The 869-nt window shown below is 73.5% G+C and carries 1 pseudogene; it reads right to left on the bottom strand.

Annotation, left to right across the window (positions count from 1 at the left end):
• Positions 1–756 (bottom strand): annotated as a pseudogene (locus tag L0P92_RS44700) (CDP-glycerol--poly(glycerophosphate) glycerophosphotransferase); the annotation flags it as partial.
• Positions 757–869: the final 113 nt, after the last annotated feature.

Here is an 869-nt window from a genome sequence, read left to right on the forward strand (position 1 = left end):
GGCCATGGCGGGGGCCAGGGCGGGGGTCACGGCGGGAGCCACGGTAGGAGCCAGGGCGAGGGTCAGAAGGTCTTCGTAGCGGTCGACCAGGGCGTAGTGCTGCTCGGGCGTGATCGGCGGCAGGCTCTCGGGGCGCAGTTCGTGGTGTTCGTACGCCACTTGGTTCAGGGCGGCGACGTGGTCGGCGAGGAGGAGCGTGGCGTAGGCGGCGTACGGCTCGTCGGGGGTGGTGAGCCGGGGTTCGTGCGCCTGCCAGAAGGAGGTGCGCAGCGCGCGGTTGCCCAGCAGGGGGGTGATGCGCAGGGCGCTGCGGGCGAGGTCGTCGAGGCGGTGCGCGGCGCGGCCCGCGCGGGCGAGCCGGGGGCCGTCGGAGGAGGGGAGTCCGGCGGTGTCCCAGGTGGAGCGGACGTGGTCGAGGAGGAGGACGTCCACCTCGTCCGGGAGCTCCGCGGCACGTTGCGCGACCAGGCGCGGGCCGCCGACGGGTAGCCCGTCCTTCGCGTGCACGAACTGCAGCCAGCGGCCGGTGGCCCGGGCCGCCCCCGCCGCCCGGGCCGTGGCGTCGTCCGTCCCGTCCGGCAGGGGCAGCACCAGCATCTCGGGGGCGTACGCCCGGGCCGTCTCCTGGGCCCAGGGGCCGACCGCGGCCACGATCACCTCGACGTCGGGGTGGGGGTGGGCGGCCAGGGAGGCAAGAAGTCCGGTCAGACGGTCCTGGGTGTTCGGTCCGTGGACGACGACGCTGAGCTCGGGCATCGCGGGGACTCCTTCACCTTCTCCGTCACCTAGGACATAGTGACACTAATGGGATGAAAGGGTGACCCGTAGTTGCGCCTGCCGGGGGAAGCGGGGGCTCACGAGGAAAGAGG

Source organism: Streptomyces muensis (assembly GCF_021474425.1).
GTDB lineage: Bacteria > Actinomycetota > Actinomycetes > Streptomycetales > Streptomycetaceae > Streptomyces > Streptomyces muensis.